Raw genomic sequence first — 15,585 nt, 5'->3', positions numbered from 1 at the left:
GTTCCGGTTCTAAACCTGGGGCAATTAATTTACTATGCATTCAAGGATTGGGTCGGGTCAGCCTGATTCGCTAAATAACCGCACAGGGTTTCGTAAAACCAAACGTTGTAGGCTTTGGCCGTTCGGAAGTACAAATCAAAATCTCCTTTGTGGGTGAACAGGCTAAAACGGTCAAAGGGCATCTCAACCCCTTCCCGGAGCGCAAACCGTACCACATTTTCAACTACCCGCATAAACCGGGCCTTATCTTCTGTCGCAAAAGTTTCGTTCCAATAAACCATGTGGTTGCCCTGAACGACACCAAAATCCTTGAATGTCTTCCAGAATTCCTGTAATTCGAATTTGTGGCCCGTTGAGTTCATTTGCTGCACAAGCTGTTAAGGAGTCAGGGAAGTCTCTATAAAGTCGTTCTGACGGAAAACACCTCTATGAAACTACTTTTCGTACAACTGTAAACAAAATAAGTGCCAAAAAACCGGGCAAGTGATGAAGTTGTAAGTGTCCGTAGCATTTCCAAGTATACGGCTCAGTCGAAAACGTTGGGGGCCGGTTCGACTACTGGCTACAGGATGGATCTGAGAGCGTTTTTCAAGAGGGCACCTAACTTTTGCGCAAAAGTTGCGACAGCTCGTCAATCTGATTTGTAGTCTTTTCTCCAAGCGGAATGACTGTGAATCATTGACATGCTGATAAGTTAGTCTCTCCTAGAATTATCATATATATTGACACACAACGCAACACTTGTAGTTTAACTATTTCACCAAACCACCAGTTCTTAGCGGTCACCCCATGATGACCTTGCGATGGGTTGATCCCCATTTCGCTAAATCCTCAATGATGCCTTGCAAGGTCCAGCCATACTCGGTCAAACTATACTCGACGGTCACAGGCTGGGTAGCCAGGACGGTTCGTTCGATGAGCTTATTCTGTTCCAATTCCTTAAGCTCTTTGCTTAACTGCTTGTTGGAAATACCCGCCAAATCGGTCGATATGTCGGAAAACCTTCGCCTGTTATAATAACACATGGTGGATAGGATGGAAATCTTCCATTTCCCATTCAACACATCCATAGCGTCGTGGATCGCCCGGATGTCTGCTTTGTGACATACTTGTTCAGCCATTGGTTACTTGGTTACCGGAAATATACTGTTACTTCTGGTAACTAAGTTACTAAAGTAAATGTTCCTGGGACATACTTGAAAAAACAAAACAATGAATTTCGATAATAAAAATGTCGTCATAACTGGCGGAAGTCAGGGTATCGGCTTTGCGACCGCAAAAGCATTCATTCAGCATGGGGCTACTGTTTTGATTACGGGCAGAAATGCAGAAAGTCTGCGAAAAGCAGCCGATGAGATCAATAGCCCGAACTTACAAACGCTGGTCGCCGACACCTCAAACATGGCCGGAATTACGGCGTTGGAAAAAGTGGTAGCCCTAAGCGGCAAGTCCGTCGACGTACTCTACCTCAATGCCGCAATTGGGGTCTATAGCCCCATTCAATATGTGACAGAAGCGGATTTCGATGCGCAATTCAATACCAATGTCAAGGGGCACTTCTTTACGCTTCAAAAGCTCATCCCGCATTTAGCGGATGGGGCTTCGGTGATCTTCACCTCCTCTGGAGTGGTGAGTGCCGCGGGTGAAGCGAGCAGTGTGTACTCGGCCACCAAAGCGGCTTTGAATAAGATCGCCGACATTGCCGTCAATGAGTTGGCTCCACGAAAGATCCGAGTGAATATCGTTAGCCCTGGCCCGATTCAAACACCCGGTTTGCTTTCGCTAGCCACCCCCGAAACGCAAGCCTACCTGGCTTCCCGAAGCGCACTTCAACGACTAGGCAGTGCGGACGAAGTGGCCAACACCGTTTTGTTCCTGGCTTCAGAGGAGGCTGGGTATGTGAACGGGGCTACTATTGCGGTTGACGGTGGATCAATTCAGTATATGCTTAAATAATTTGGAGACTTCCAATGGCCGGACAGGTAAGGGGTCCGGCCATTGAAACTTTCAATTATTAGCCAAGCACTGGTTCACGATAAAGCAATTTTTCAAATCAGAAACCCTGAAAATGCATTCATCTCACGTAGGAGGGTTTTACAAGATATTTAAAACGCTTAATTAATATTTGGCCAACCTAATCAGTCATATATAGGTTTATAGTACAGAGCGACCTTTCTGCCGGGAAACCTTGCTGACAAATTTATTTCCATAATCACTTCGTTTTTAACTCATGCCTACTATTTTTATAACAGGTGCCTCATCGGGCTTAGGGAAAGCTACTGCCAAATTATTTGCTTCCAAAGGCTGGCACGTTATGGCTACCATGCGCCACCCCGAACAAGAAACGGAGCTGACCCAACTGCCCAATGTTCACCTGCTGCCGCTCGACGTAACGGATCCAGTATCCATTGAATCGACCGTGCAACGCGCCGTTGCTTTTTCTCCTGTGGATGTCGTTTTTAACAACGCAGGCTATGGCCTTATAGGTGCTCTGGAAGCAGTCACCGACGAGCAGATAACTCAATTGGTTAATACCAACCTGCTGGGCGTAATCCGGGTTACCAAAGCCTTTCTGCCTCACTTGCGAAAGAAAAGATCAGGCTGCATCATTAACACCACCTCCATTGGCGGGCTGATTGCTTTCCCGCTCTACTCCATTTACCACGCTACCAAGTGGGGTGTTGAAGGCTGGAGCGAGAGTATGTCATTTGAATTATCCCTGCATAACATCCAGATTAAAACGATTTCGCCAGGCGGTATAGCCACCGATTTTACCGGTCGCTCGCTGGTAGTTGTTGAACATGAGGCCTATAGTGATCTCTTGCAAAAGCTAATGAATGGTCAGGCAAATGTGCAGTTTTCGCCCCCGGAAGCTATTGCTGAAGTAGTATATCTAGCCGCCACAGATCAGAAAGACCAACTCCGCTACCCAGCCGGTCATGATGCCTTAACCAGCTACGAGTACCGGTTGGGGGTTGGCCCCGAAACCTTCCGTAAGGAGGTAGCCAGCCAGTTTGCATCGGATCAGGAAGCCAGTTTAAGCACGCTAAGTGGGAGTAAAAACGACGAGTAGAGGTAGTCGGAAATGGCGACCCGGGGCGTAGGTGATGCCAGAATTGTGTATCAAACAGAAAAGCCACTCCGTTCAAAGAGTGGCTAACCTTCTGATTTTCAAGAGCCCCCAGTCGGGATCGAACCAACGACCTACTGATTACAAGTCAGTTGCTCTACCAGCTGAGCTATGGAGGCAATCCGATTTACTATCTCGTAAATCTGGTGCAAAAATAGCGATTCTGCACTTTCGATCAAATAGTAGCCGGTTTATTTTCTACTACACCCCTATTTTTCCTACTGCGCTTCCCGAATCACTTTCAGCTGATGCTTCAAATCGTCGAGTTGTTTCTGCGCAAGCTGAATTTTCTTATCGATGTCAGCCCGCAGTTTCTCCGCCCCCTTCGACCGGGCGAAAAACTCGATGTTATTGTTATAAACCGCAATATCGTTTTCCAGCGTCGTCATTTTCCGGCGGATATCCCCCTCCTTTTTGTAGAGGTCGCGTGAACTGCCGCTTTCGCGAATCATTTCGGCCTCGTTTTCCAGCGTCAACCGCTCTTTCTCCTTGGGCGAAATCTTGCCGTTAGCGCCGACAAAAGAATTTACTGCATTGATGTACCGCTTCTGGATAGCCTGCATGTCTTTTTTAGGCACATAACCAATCTGCGACCATTCTTTTTTGAACGCGTTCAGTTCCGCCAGATCGGCATTTCCACCGGTAGCAGCGGCTTCGATCCGTTCACAAAGGGCGGTTTTCTTCGCCAGGTTTTCTTCAAACTCACGCTCCACTTCCTGATTCCGGGACCGTTTTTTGTTGAAAAAACCATCGCAGGCGGCTTTAAACCGGTCGAAGATAGAGTCTTTGAACTTTTCCGGAACCTGTCCGATAGTTTTCCACTGCCGTTGCAGTTCGATCACTTTTTGGGTGGCCTCTGCCGATTCATCACCGGACGCCAGAATCGCTTCAACGTCTTCGCATAACTGGACTTTTGCTTTCAGGTTTTGCTCCCGCTTGCCTTCCAGTTGTTTGAAGAATTCGCCTTTGTGGTGGAAGAACTGCTTGAGGGAAGCCCAGAATTTTTTACTCAATTCTTTTCCCTCTTCACGCGGCATCGGCCCCCGAATGTTGTTCCAGCGATCCTGAATCGCCATTACCTCGCGGGTTTTCTCGTTCCAGTCGTTGATGCTGTTTGAGCTGAAGGACGTGAATGGCACCAGTTCTTCGTATAGCTTCGACTTTTCTTCGTATAACTGCGCCCCTTCCCGACGAATTTCCTCGTTCTGGCCCCGACGGCGGTCATAAAGCGTATCCAGGGCCTTCTTAAACCGCTGCCAAAGCACTTCTTGCTCGGCTTTCGGGGCAGGTCCAATATGTTTGTACTCCTCGAACAGGGTGTTGGCTTCGTCAATGACGGTTTTAGTTACCGGCTTGCCTTCCTGATCCCGAACCAATGCTTCGACCTTTTCACAAAGCTCGGTTTTCAGCGTCTGGTTCTTCTTCCGATCGAGTTCTTTCAGTTCAAAATAGATGTTCCGGTTGCTGTAATACCGGTCAACCAGGGCGTGATACGTCGCCCAAAGTGTGGCATTATGGGGCGACGAGACGTTTCCGGCGGCCTTCCATTCATCCTGAATCTGCTTGAAACCGTTCCAGCTTGTCTTGGGGTCCCCGGCGTTGTTTTCATCGGCTTCGACCAATTCCCGCAACCGCCGAAGCAGATCGGTTTTTACGTTGAAGTTGGTATCCTTGGCTTTTTCAAGCTGCTGGAAATACTGATTTTTCTGGTCTTTGATCTGCTTGTACAGACTTTCGAACCGGCTAACCACCTCGTCGTATTTGTATTCAAACCCTTCGTCCGACCCGGTTTCTTGAATGTACCGCTGTAAGGCATCGGTGCGTTCAGCGGCTTTGGCCTGGTCGAACAAAGGACGTACTTCTTTCAGCATCTCGTCGGCCCGGCGGTAGTCGGCCGCCGAAACGCCTTCGGCTTTTAAAGCGGTGAAATTTTTATCGAGCAAAGCCACCATATCTGCTTTCGAAAGCTGGCTGTAATCAACGGCGGGAGCACTTTCCTCCAGGTCCTCTTCGGTCGTATCCTCATGTTCAGCCACAGCCACGGGAGCCTGGGCCGCTTCATCGGTAGCCTCCGGTTCCGCCGGTTGGGGTTCGGACACAGGTTCTTCAGCAGAGGTTTCTGCAACGACGGGTTCTGCGACTTGTGAATCAACATCAACAGTCGGTTCGGCCGGTGGCGTCGACACTTCATCCTCTGAGGCTTCCGGGGCTTCCGTTTCAGCAACATCTTCCCCAATCGTCTCGTCCGCCGGTGCTGGTGCCAATTCCGGTTCTGCCGAAACAGTCGGTTGTTCATCCGTGGCCGGTTCGGCCCGATTCGTAGGCTCCTCGTTTGCTTCTACCGCATCCGTCGGCTCAGTTTCCGTTTTTTTCCCTTGTTGAGGTTCCGGAAGCTGTCCGTTGCGTTCAGTTAATTCTTGCTCTTCGCTCGACATACGATTTTTAGGAATCGTTACATTTGCAAAAATACGAAAAAAAGCGGATTATCTTTCTTTGCCCCGCGCAACGGTTTGAAACCCTATTGCTATGTTGTCACCACTGGCTGAACTACGAAAAGAGTACACCCTTAACGGCCTGGACCCCTCGGATGTTTCTGCGGACCCATTCGCTCAATTTCAGCGGTGGTTTTCGGAAGCACTCAACGCGGGCGTGCCCGAACCGAACGCCATGCACCTGGCCACCGTCGGAGCCGACGGACGACCATCGGGGCGCATCGTTCTGTTAAAAGGTTTCGATCAACGTGGGTTTTCCTTTTTCACCAATTACCAAAGCCGCAAAGGCACGGAACTGGCGGCTCACCCCGTTGCTGCGCTGACTTTTTTTTATCCCGAGCTGGAACGGCAAATCCGGATTGAAGGCACGATTCAACAATTGCCTGCCGAAGAGTCCGACCGGTATTTTCAAAGTCGCCCCCGCGGAAGTCAGATCGGGGCCTGGGTTTCGCACCAAAGCGCGGTGGTCGAAAGCCGGAATGCGCTGGAGCAACGCCAGCAGAAACTCGAACAACGGTTTGCCGACAAGCCGGTTCCGCGCCCTCCACACTGGGGCGGATATTTGCTCCAGCCGGATTCTATTGAATTCTGGCAGGGCCGTCCCAGCCGCCTGCACGACCGGGTTTTGTACCGAAAAGAGGGAGGAGACTGGATTATTGAGCGGCTATCACCTTGATGGAATTAAGAGTTAAGAGTTAAGAGTTAAGAGTTAAGAGTTAAGAGTTAAGAGTTGGCTCCGCCACTTTACAGGAAACGGCGGAGCCAACTCTTAACCGCACGGGCGGCCCCGTCTTAACTCATCATTCCTTCACGTTAGCTCAAACAGGTTCTTCACCCCGATCGTGCGGTCGACGGTGAAGCCTTCGCCGTATTTGACGCCGATGACGTGGCCGTACTCTTCGGCGCGGGCTTTCAGGAATTCCATAAATTCCTTGCTGGCAATGTAGCTCATGGGCTCGGTGCTCTTGGGGTCGTAGAACTGGCTTTTGTAGGCCAGAATCGCTTCCTGTTTCTGCTCCCAGAAGTCGGTGATATCGACGATAAAATCCGGTTTGATGTAGCGGTCCTGAATGAAGTGGTACACCAGTTTCGGGCGCCAGGCGGGCTGGTCTTCTCCGGCGGTTTCCGAGTCGGATCTATCCAAGGTTTTGATCTGGCGCAGACCGGAATAAAAACAGGCATCCGCAATCAGCGCCGACGCCCGACCGTGGTCGGGGTGCCGGTCGTAGATGGCGTTGCCGATAACGATCTCGGGTTGGTACTGCCGAATGACTTCAATCAGCGCCAACTGGTGTTCTTCGTCGTTCCGGAAAAAACCGTCGCGGAAGCCCAGGTTGTCGCGGGCCGACAACCCCAGTACCCGGGCTGCTTCCTCCGCTTCCTGCAAACGGATTTCGGGGGTGCCGCGCGTCCCGAGTTCGCCCCGCGTCAAATCCACAATACCGACTTTTTTCCCTTGCGCAATCAGCGAGAGGATGGTGCCCGAACAGCCCAGTTCGGCATCGTCGGGGTGAACCGCGATAACCAGTACATCAAGTTTCATTCGACAGAATTAGAGGAGTCACGGGCAGTTGTAAAACCACCCCAAACAGTAAACTTCAAACCTTAAACGATCCTCAATGCACCCGCAATTTCTGCCCCGGGCGAATTCGCGAGCGGGTCGATATATGATTTTTTTTAGCGAGTGTCGAAGCCGTCAGTCCATACCGGCGGGCAATGCTGGTCAAAGTTTCGCCCGAACGGACGCGGTGTAAAACCGTCCGTTTGAACTTTGGCTTAAAGCCCGACATGCTGACGTTTTTACCCCGCAGATAATCCCAGACCGAAGCCGTTAGAATAAAGTGGTCGGAGATCAGGGAGTTGGTCGGAAAATCATAGAGATGAACCGGACTAAACGGATTGCCCTCGTAGCGGGTTTCAAAGTGCAGGTGGGAGCCAAAACTCCGGCCGGTATTCCCGCCGAGGCCAATCTGGTCGCCCGCTTTGATCAACTGCCCGGATTCAACCAACGCCTTCGACAAGTGGCCGTAAATGGTTTCAAGCCCATTATAGTGCCGCACGAGCAGGTAGCGGCCAAAACCGCCCCCGTCCCAGCCGACCACCCGGACAATGCCATCGAAGGCGGCAAAAACCGGGTCACCGGTTTCCAGATCCAGGTCCATGCCTTTGTGCCATCGGCCCCAACGCGGCCCGAAAATGGAAGTCACTTTGCCGTCCACAGTCGGAGCCGACCAAAACCGATTTTCAGCCGGATCGTACAACTTCAGGTCAATGACTTCGTCAAACTGGAGTGGATCAATGCCGTAGGGGTCAATGTTGTGCGGGTCCCAGATGGCGTAATAATCGGCTATTTTCACCCAATCGTCGCCCACCTGCACCGAATCGATGTATTCCACCACAGCGGGCTCCCCTTCGTCGATCGTCGAGGTATCTTCCGCAACAACCGGGTTGGTTTCTTTTCGGGGTTCAAATTGGTTATTGAAGCGTAAATTGGAGGTTTCCTGCTCGAACTCCTCTTCCGGTTCCTCTGCCGACTGTTGTGTAGTCGAATTGGGGGCTGCGTTCTCAGTTTTCTTGGGCTTGATACTCAGGTTCTTCTTAAATTTTCCTCGCTCCTGAGCCTCTACGGTCGTTACGCTTGCCAAACAGCAAACGCTGGCGAACAGCCACCAGACTGCCAGTTTTCTCATCCTAGGGGATCCAGTTTGCCAAAAAGAATTAAGAGTTAATAGTTAAGAGTTAAGAGTTGGCTCCGCCAGATTGCCAGGTAACGGCGGAGCCAACTCTTAATTCTTAACCGCACGGGCGGCCCCGGCTTAATTCTTAACTCCCTTTGCGGTGGTTATACATTTCGTTTACGCTTCCGCGTGCATTTCAACTTCTTTCATGGCCAGATACCGTTCGGCATCCAAAGCGGCCATACACCCCGTACCGGCGGCCGTGATAGCTTGCCGATAGATGTTATCCTGGGCATCACCACAGGCAAAAACACCGGATACACTCGTACGTGTGCTGCCTTTTTCAGTAATGATGTACCCCGTTTCATCCATCTCCAGATACGGTTTAAAAATATCGGTATTGGGTTTGTGACCAATGGCAACGAAGAAACCGGAAATGTCCAGCACCCGTTCTTCACCCGTCACCGTATTTTTGACCAGCGCCCCGGTTACCTCGTTTTCGCCAATCACCTCCTGTGTTTCGCTGTTCCACAAAATTTCAATATTCGGCAACGATTTCACCCGGTTTTGCATGAACTTCGACGCCCGCATTTCGCCCCGACGCACGATCATGTAGACTTTCCGGCAGAGATTCGCCAGGTAGCTGGCTTCTTCAGCCGCCGTGTCGCCTGCTCCCACAATAGCTACATCCTTGCCACGAAAGAAGAAACCGTCACAAACGGCACAGGCCGAAACGCCCAGGCCATTGAGCCGCATTTCCGAAGGCAAACCCAGCCACTTGGCCGAAGCGCCGGTCGAGATAATAACGACATTAGCACTGATTTCCTGTTGATCGTCAACGGTAGCTTTGTGAATCGGACCGGAAAAATCAACGGCCGTGACAATGCCGTAGCGGATATCGGTGCCAAACCGACGGGCCTGCTGCTCCAGATCCGCCATCATCTGCGGACCATTGACGCCCTCCGGATAGCCGGGGAAATTATCGACTTCGTTGGTAATCGTGAGCTGACCGCCTGGCTGCATTCCCTGGTAAAGAACGGGCTTCATCCCCGCGCGGGAAGCATAAATAGCGGCTGTATATCCGGCCGGGCCGGAACCAATAATGAGGCAATTGACGTGTTCGGTGGTCATTGGCTGACAAGAAATGGTTGTTTAAACCGGTCGGCTTTCTGAGTAGAAAGCGGTCCAGACACGGAAAAAACAAGCACAAAGGTGCAAAAAATTCCCGGCGAAACCAAGACGGTTTAAAATCAGAAATGAACAATGAATAAGGAATATGAGTTGGCCAACCCTGCTCTTTTCTCTCTGCTTTTACCAGCTTCATTATTCATTTTCAAAGAATCTTCCATTCAATCCGGCGGTTCAGCTTCCGGTTTTCCTCCGAGGTGTTGGGAGCTACGGGCCGGGTTTCGCCGTAACCGGCCGACTTGATGCGGGCCGGAGCAACCCCGGCTTTCGCCAGGTAATCGACCACGGCCTGCGCCCGCTTTTTCGACAAATCCAGGTTGTTGGCCACGCCACCCTGGTTGTCGGTATGGCCCGACACTTCAATTTTGACATCCGGATTCACTTCCAGGAATTTCACCAACCGGTCGAGTTCCGTTCGGGATTTGTCGGCCAGGTCATAGCGTCCGGTTTCGAAGAAAATGTTGTTCAGCGTTTCTTTGGCAGGCGCTCCGCCCTCGGTCGGTTTGATGGGTTCGAGCGGCACACTCATCGTCAGCCCTTCGCCCTCGTGTTTTTTGGTAAAATCAAAGGACAGACTCTTAAACAGGTAGCCAGGACCTACTACGTACAGGGCGTACTCCCCGCCCGTCGGCAAAACGGCGGTGTATTGCCCGGTTTGCGGATCCGATTGCACCCGGGTGACCAGTTTATTCGTGGCCAGATCGATCAGTTCAATGGTGGCATTGAGCGGTTTTTTCGTGCGGGCATCGGCCACCATTCCTTTCAGGTAGCTGACCGGCCGGACTTTCTGCCGCAGTGGTTCGGGCAACTCGAATACATAAAGTTTGGAGCGCTGCTTGCCGTCGCTGGCTGACTGTTCCTGTGAATAATACGCCCGGGCGCCGTTGGCCGACACAAACAAAGCCGCCTGATCGTCGGAGGTATTGATCGGGTAACCCAGGTTCTGCGGATTCGACCAGCCGGAAGATGTGCTGTCGGCTACGAACAAATCATACCCCCCCATGCCCATATGGCCTTCCGACGCAAAAAACAGGCTCAGGCCGTTGGCGTGAATAAACGGCGAAGCTTCATCGAAGGGCGTGTTGATGCTTTTCAGGTTGTAGGGCGTTTTCCACTCGCCATCGTCGCCCAATTCGCTGCACCAGATGTCGCGCCGACCCACCCCGCCGTTCCGGTCGGAGACGAAATACAACCGCCGTCCGTCGGCCGACAGGGCCGGTTGCGACTCCCACGAACGGGTGTTGATCGTCGGTCCGAGATTCTTGGGGTCCGACCAGGTATCGCCGGTTTTGTGGCTGATGTACAGATCACAACTGCCGTAGCCGGTGCGCCCCTGACAAGCCGTAAACACCAGCGTCCGGCCGTCGGCCGAGAGCGTGGGTGTCCCTTCGTTGTTTACGGTATTGATCTGGGGTGAAATCGAAACCGGTGGACTCCAGGTTTCCCCTTTCTGGGTCGATACCATCAGGTCTTCGTCACCCTCGGGCTTCAAAACCGTGTAGACCAGCGTCTGTTCGTCGGCGGTCAAGACCGGAAAATACTGGGACGGGAACGCCTGGACCGTGGCCGCCAGCGGCTGCGGTCTGACGGCCAGCGGATTCTGCACGGCCTGGGCGCCAAACCGGGCCGTTTGCAGCAACCGGTCTACCTTTTTCCATTGTAATGAATTAGGAGTAAACCGCTGCTGGTAGCGTTCGATGTACGGAATGGCCGATTGATAATTCCCTTTTTTGAGGAGGTACGCACTGACCGATTGATAGGCCAGGCTCGTCACAGGGTTGTCGGGCTGCTGCCCGATGGCCCGCTGGTAAATCTGAAATGCCTGATCGGGCTGACGCATGAATTCGTAAACCTGCCCAAGTTTCACGTAGGCTTCCGTGTAGCCCGTGTCGCGTTCAACAGCCTGATGAAACAAATCGAGCGCCTGGGGCATTTGCCGGTTCCCAAGTGCATCGACGGCTTTTTTGTACAACTCCACGGCTTTTTTGTTCTGACCAAAACCGGGGACCATCAAGAGTGAAAAACTTAGGAGGGCGAGTAGAAACAAGCGGTTTTTTCTAACCGGTTTTGGCTTCGCTCCTACGGGATATCCATGTATTTGTGTGTTTGCAACGAAACGTGCCATTGCGGATGCTGTTTTACATACTCAACGATGAAGGGCAGCATTTCTTTTGACCGACTCCATTCCGGTTGTAAAAACAATTGGCATGCCGGAGAAAGCTTTTCAACAAAGTACTCGGCGAATTCAAAATCGCTTTTGTTGTACACAATCACTTTCAGTTCGTCGGCGCGCCGGAAAATGTCCGGATGCGGTTCTTTGAACTTCTTGGGCGAGAAGCAGATCCAATCCCAGGTGCCGCTCACGGGATAAACGCCCGATGTCTCGATATTCGTCTGAAAACCGGCTCGTTGCAGGGCTACAGTCAGGTTGGTCAGGTCATGAATAAGGGGTTCCCCACCCGTAATAACCGCCATCCGTCCCGGATACTGCAAAGCCGCTTCGACGAGTTCACCGACAGTCCGTTTGGGGTGCAGATCGGCGTCCCAGGACTCCTTGACATCGCACCAGTGACAGCCCACGTCGCAGCCGCCGAGCCGGATGAAGTAAGCGGCCTTGCCGGTATGGGCTCCTTCGCCTTGCAGCGTGTAGAACGATTCCATCACGGGTAGCCGTTGCTGGGTGTCAGTTTGTTGTTCCAGAACTTGATTCATCCCGCAAAGTTACGGAATTTGCGGGCGAAGCTTCATCTCTACCCACGGGTTTCCGTAGCCGAATGCAATACCGCCCCCTGATTTTGCTGTTTATCGTTCTGGCAGGCCTCTGCCTTTCGTTAATAAACCCTGTGCCCCCCGCCCCATACGCCAAGCCCAACATTGTTTTCATCATCGCCGACGACCTCGGCTGGGGTGACTTGTCGGGGTACGGGGCTACGGACCTTCAAACGCCCCACATCGACAGCCTGCTGCGGGCTGGGATCCGGTTTACCAATTTCTACGCCAACAGCCCGGTTTGTTCGCCCAGCCGGGCCGCGCTGCTGTCGGGGCGCTGGCCCGAGCGCGTGGGTGTTCCGGGTGTCATCCGCGACGATTCGACCGACAGTTGGGGCTACCTGGCTCCCGGCTTGCTGATGCCGGACTACCTGCAAAAAGCTGGTTACCACACGGCGCTGGTGGGTAAATGGCACCTGGGACTGGAGTCGCCCAACACGCCCAACGAACGCGGTTTTCTGGAATTCGACGGTTTTCTGGGCGATATGATGGACGATTATTACACCAAACTTCGCAACAAACACAACTTTATGCGGCACAACCGGCAGGTCATCAACCCGACCGGCCATGCCACCGATGTATTCACCGATGGAGCCATTCGGTATCTAAATTCGCGTAAAGGGAAATCACGCCCTTTTTTTCTTTACCTGGCCTACAATGCTCCGCATAATCCCCTGCAACCACCCGCCGACTGGTTGGAACGGGTTCTGCAACGCGAACCGGCCATCGACCCGACGCGGGCCAAACTCGTCGCCCTGATCGAACACTTGGATGCAGGAGTCGGCCGGGTACTCGCTGCCCTGAAAGCCAATGGGCAACTAGAAAACACCCTGATCGTTTTTACGAGCGACAACGGCGGCTGGAAACCGGCGAAGGCCAACAACGGCCCCTATCGGGATTTCAAGGGTACCATGTACGAAGGCGGGATTCGCATTCCGGCGGGTGTTGCCTGGACAGGGCATATTCAGCCGGGCCGGGTGTCCGAAGAACGCCTGCTGCTGTCCGACTGGTTGCCTACGTTTCTGGAACTGACCGGCCAACGTGCCCGATCGTCCATCGATGGACTCTCCATGCTCAGCCTGTTGACCAGCGAAAAACCGGTTGATACGGTTTCGGGGGAAACCCGGCAACGACCGCTATTTTTCATTCGGCGCGAAGGAGCCGACACGCACAAGGGCCTGACCACGCAGGCGGTTCAGCAAGGTGGGTGGAAATTGCTGCAACCGAATCCGTTTTCACCGTATGAACTCTATAACCTGAACGACGATCCGAAGGAAACAACGAACCTGGCCAATCAGGAAAAGACCAAAACCGCCGAACTGACCCGGTTGTTGATGAACCATATCCGGCAAAGCGGCTCGGTGCCCTGGCAGAAAAGAAACTGAAAACCGGTGCAACCATCGACAAACCGCCCGCATCTTATACGCAGCAGATCATAACATCAACTCGACACCCCGTCATGCAAGTTAAATTAGCTTTATTCTGTGCATTCGTTGCTGCCGGTATTTTCGGTCAGACTCAGGCTCAATCTACCGTAACCGAACGACACAGCACAAAACAATTCAACATCAAATCGTTCGACCGCATCGATGTGGCCAACGCCATCGACGTAGAAGTCCGGAAAGGCCCCTTCGACGTGGTGGCGGATGTGGCGCCCGGCGAATCCGAATACCTGTCGATCAAAAGCGACAACGGCGTCCTGGTGGCCCGGTTTAACCGGCCATCGGGCTGGATGCCCGGTAAAAACCGCAAATCCCCCCGGCTGCTGATTACCATGCCGACCCTACGGGGTATTACGCTCGCCGGAGCCTCCGACGGCGATGTGAACGATGCGTTCAACAGTGAGGAACTCGACATTACGCTCTCGGGCGCGGCCGACCTCAAAATGACCGACATCACGGCAAACCGCATCCGGCTGAAAGCCTCCGGAGCGTCGGACACCCGCCTGAAAGGCCGCGTCCGGCTGCTGGATGTGGAAATTTCGGGGGCCTCGGATTTGCAGGCCTTTGACCTGACGGCCGAAGAAGCCATCATCCGGGCGTCGGGGGCCAGCGACGCGTCGGTAACTGTCACGAAGAAATTGGAAAAAAATACGCGGGGTGGAGCCGACGTCTCGCACCGGGGCAATCCACAGACGCTTATCTCAAATCAGAAAAAATCGGACGACTAAGCCGAACCGCGCATCCAGTGGACAGCGTCGGGGGTCATTTCCAACCCGACTAACTGACCAATTTTGATCTTTTCGGTGGAAGAAGCCAGAAAAATGAGGTTGACAAAACGGTTCATTTCGACTTCGACCTCGCAGAAAGCGCCTTTGAAGAAAATGTTCCGAACGGTACCGCCAAACCGCCCTCGCTCCACCAGCCGGATGTTTTCGGGCCGGACGCAGGCCAGGGCATTCGGCTGGTACGCGTGAATGATGCCCATCAACGGCAGGTGTTTGGCCCGAATCAGGTTGGCCGGGCCCGTCATCTGGGCCACGTAGGCGTTGTAGGGTCGCCGGTAGACCTCCACCGGAGCGCCCATCTGGATGAGCTGACCGTCCTGCAAAATCCCGATGCGGTTGGAAATCGACAAGGCATCCGTCGAGTCGTGGGTGACAAACAGGCAGGCGGTTTTCTCGTTCCGGACCAGATCCAGCAGCATCCCGCGAATCAACTCCCGGTTGGGCAGGTCGAGGTGGCTGAAGGGTTCGTCGAGCAGCAGGGCCGCCGGTTTTTCGGCAATGGCGCGGGCGATGGCCGCCCGCTGCTTCTCCCCGCCCGACACCTGCCGGGGAAGTCGGTGCTGAATGGCGTCCAGCCGACAGAGCTGAATCAACTGTTCGACGCGAAAATCCTGGTAGCGTTTTTCGTAAAACCGCAGGGCGTAGGCGATGTTTTCGCGGATGGAGACATTCGGCATCAGTTGGTATTCCTGATGCACCAGTTTGATGTGCGGATTGCCGGGTACCAATTGCTCGGCTGGTCCTTTAATGCGCTCGTTGTTGAGCCGAACGCTTCCCTCCGTCGGATCAAGCAACCCGGCCAGCAGGTTCAGCAGGGTACTTTTGCCGGAACCACTCGCGCCGATGAGGCCCACCACTTCACCCGGTTTGATCGCCAGCGATACGCCCCGAACGGCCGTAACGTCCCCGAATGATTTGACAAGTTGGATCGACTCAAGCAATGGAAATTGACCTTTTTCAGTGGGCGCAAGAAACTGACAGGCAATTGGTTATTAGTAAAAAACACCAAAACCGCCTTTTTCGACGGAGTAAAATTAACCATTTACACGAACAAGTCCCGGATTAGTTTTTCAGTTTTGTTAAAAATAGTTGCCCGTTCAT

Annotated in this window: 14 protein-coding genes and 1 tRNA gene; 5 read left to right on the top strand and 10 right to left on the bottom strand. The window is 52.9% G+C overall.

The window, feature by feature from the left end; all coding sequences use genetic code 11:
* Positions 1–32: 32 nt before the first annotated feature.
* Both ACO2Q8_RS08660 and ACO2Q8_RS08655 read right to left on the bottom strand, forming a co-directional pair.
* Positions 33–362, bottom strand: a complete 330-nt coding sequence (locus ACO2Q8_RS08660) for a hypothetical protein (protein WP_423344396.1) — start codon at positions 360–362, stop codon at positions 33–35.
* Between the two features lie 420 nt (positions 363–782).
* Positions 783–1,121: a winged helix-turn-helix transcriptional regulator gene (locus ACO2Q8_RS08655; RefSeq protein ID WP_423344395.1), complete on the bottom strand. Its 339-nt coding sequence runs from the start codon at positions 1,119–1,121 to the stop codon at positions 783–785.
* A gap of 91 nt (positions 1,122–1,212) precedes the next feature.
* On the opposite strand from ACO2Q8_RS08655, the gene ACO2Q8_RS08650 reads away from it, so the two are divergent.
* Positions 1,213–1,956 carry an SDR family NAD(P)-dependent oxidoreductase gene (locus ACO2Q8_RS08650; protein WP_423344394.1) on the top strand — a complete coding sequence of 248 codons (744 nt, stop codon included), beginning with the start codon at positions 1,213–1,215 and terminating at the stop codon, positions 1,954–1,956.
* 274 nt (positions 1,957–2,230) lie between these two features.
* Positions 2,231–3,073: an SDR family oxidoreductase gene (locus ACO2Q8_RS08645; protein WP_423344393.1), complete on the top strand. Its 843-nt coding sequence runs from the start codon at positions 2,231–2,233 to the stop codon at positions 3,071–3,073.
* Between the two features lie 103 nt (positions 3,074–3,176).
* Here the strand turns inward: ACO2Q8_RS08645 and ACO2Q8_RS08640 are convergent.
* Both ACO2Q8_RS08640 and ACO2Q8_RS08635 read right to left on the bottom strand, forming a co-directional pair.
* Positions 3,177–3,249 (bottom strand) — tRNA-Thr (locus tag ACO2Q8_RS08640).
* A gap of 99 nt (positions 3,250–3,348) precedes the next feature.
* Entirely contained in the window at positions 3,349–5,565 is a 2,217-nt protein-coding gene (locus tag ACO2Q8_RS08635; protein WP_423344392.1) for a DUF349 domain-containing protein, read from the bottom strand.
* Between the two features lie 91 nt (positions 5,566–5,656).
* Between ACO2Q8_RS08635 and pdxH the strand changes: the two genes are divergently transcribed.
* Positions 5,657–6,298 (top strand): pyridoxamine 5'-phosphate oxidase, encoded by a 642-nt coding sequence (gene pdxH / locus ACO2Q8_RS08630; protein WP_423344391.1) that lies wholly within the window; start codon positions 5,657–5,659, stop codon positions 6,296–6,298.
* A gap of 132 nt (positions 6,299–6,430) precedes the next feature.
* Here pdxH and bshB1 read toward each other — a convergent pair whose 3' ends face one another.
* The 5 genes from bshB1 to ACO2Q8_RS08605 form a co-directional block, all read right to left on the bottom strand.
* Positions 6,431–7,165, bottom strand: coding sequence for a bacillithiol biosynthesis deacetylase BshB1 (gene bshB1 / locus ACO2Q8_RS08625; RefSeq protein ID WP_423344390.1), 735 nt, complete (start codon positions 7,163–7,165; stop codon positions 6,431–6,433).
* A gap of 73 nt (positions 7,166–7,238) precedes the next feature.
* Positions 7,239–8,312, bottom strand: coding sequence for a peptidoglycan DD-metalloendopeptidase family protein (locus ACO2Q8_RS08620; protein WP_423344389.1), 1,074 nt, complete (start codon positions 8,310–8,312; stop codon positions 7,239–7,241).
* Positions 8,313–8,477: 165 nt separating this feature from the next.
* A complete protein-coding gene (trxB, locus tag ACO2Q8_RS08615) occupies positions 8,478–9,431 on the bottom strand; it encodes a thioredoxin-disulfide reductase (protein ID WP_423344388.1) in 954 nt (317 codons plus the stop codon).
* Positions 9,432–9,633: 202 nt separating this feature from the next.
* On the bottom strand, positions 9,634–11,499 hold the full coding sequence (locus ACO2Q8_RS08610; RefSeq protein ID WP_423344387.1) for an OmpA family protein: 1,866 nt from the start codon (positions 11,497–11,499) through the stop codon (positions 9,634–9,636).
* Between the two features lie 68 nt (positions 11,500–11,567).
* Positions 11,568–12,200, bottom strand: a complete 633-nt coding sequence (locus ACO2Q8_RS08605; protein WP_423344386.1) for a 7-carboxy-7-deazaguanine synthase QueE — start codon at positions 12,198–12,200, stop codon at positions 11,568–11,570.
* Positions 12,201–12,331: 131 nt separating this feature from the next.
* On the opposite strand from ACO2Q8_RS08605, the gene ACO2Q8_RS08600 reads away from it, so the two are divergent.
* Together ACO2Q8_RS08600 and ACO2Q8_RS08595 are read left to right on the top strand one after the other, a co-directional pair.
* A complete protein-coding gene (locus ACO2Q8_RS08600) occupies positions 12,332–13,642 on the top strand; it encodes a sulfatase-like hydrolase/transferase (protein ID WP_423344385.1) in 1,311 nt (436 codons plus the stop codon).
* Positions 13,643–13,716: 74 nt separating this feature from the next.
* Positions 13,717–14,427: a head GIN domain-containing protein gene (locus ACO2Q8_RS08595; RefSeq protein WP_423344384.1), complete on the top strand. Its 711-nt coding sequence runs from the start codon at positions 13,717–13,719 to the stop codon at positions 14,425–14,427.
* On the opposite strand, the gene ACO2Q8_RS08590 is transcribed toward ACO2Q8_RS08595, so the two are convergent.
* Complete coding sequence (locus ACO2Q8_RS08590; RefSeq protein ID WP_423344383.1) at positions 14,424–15,425, bottom strand: ABC transporter ATP-binding protein; 1,002 nt, start codon at positions 15,423–15,425, stop codon at positions 14,424–14,426. The two genes, ACO2Q8_RS08595 and ACO2Q8_RS08590, sit on opposite strands and share 4 nt — an antisense overlap.
* Positions 15,426–15,585: the final 160 nt, after the last annotated feature.

Origin of the sequence: Larkinella sp. VNQ87 (genome assembly GCF_049445795.1) — a bacterium.
Lineage (GTDB): Bacteria > Bacteroidota > Bacteroidia > Cytophagales > Spirosomataceae > Larkinella.
Note: the sequence above shows the minus strand (reverse complement) of the source record. Positions and strands in the feature narration are given on the sequence as shown.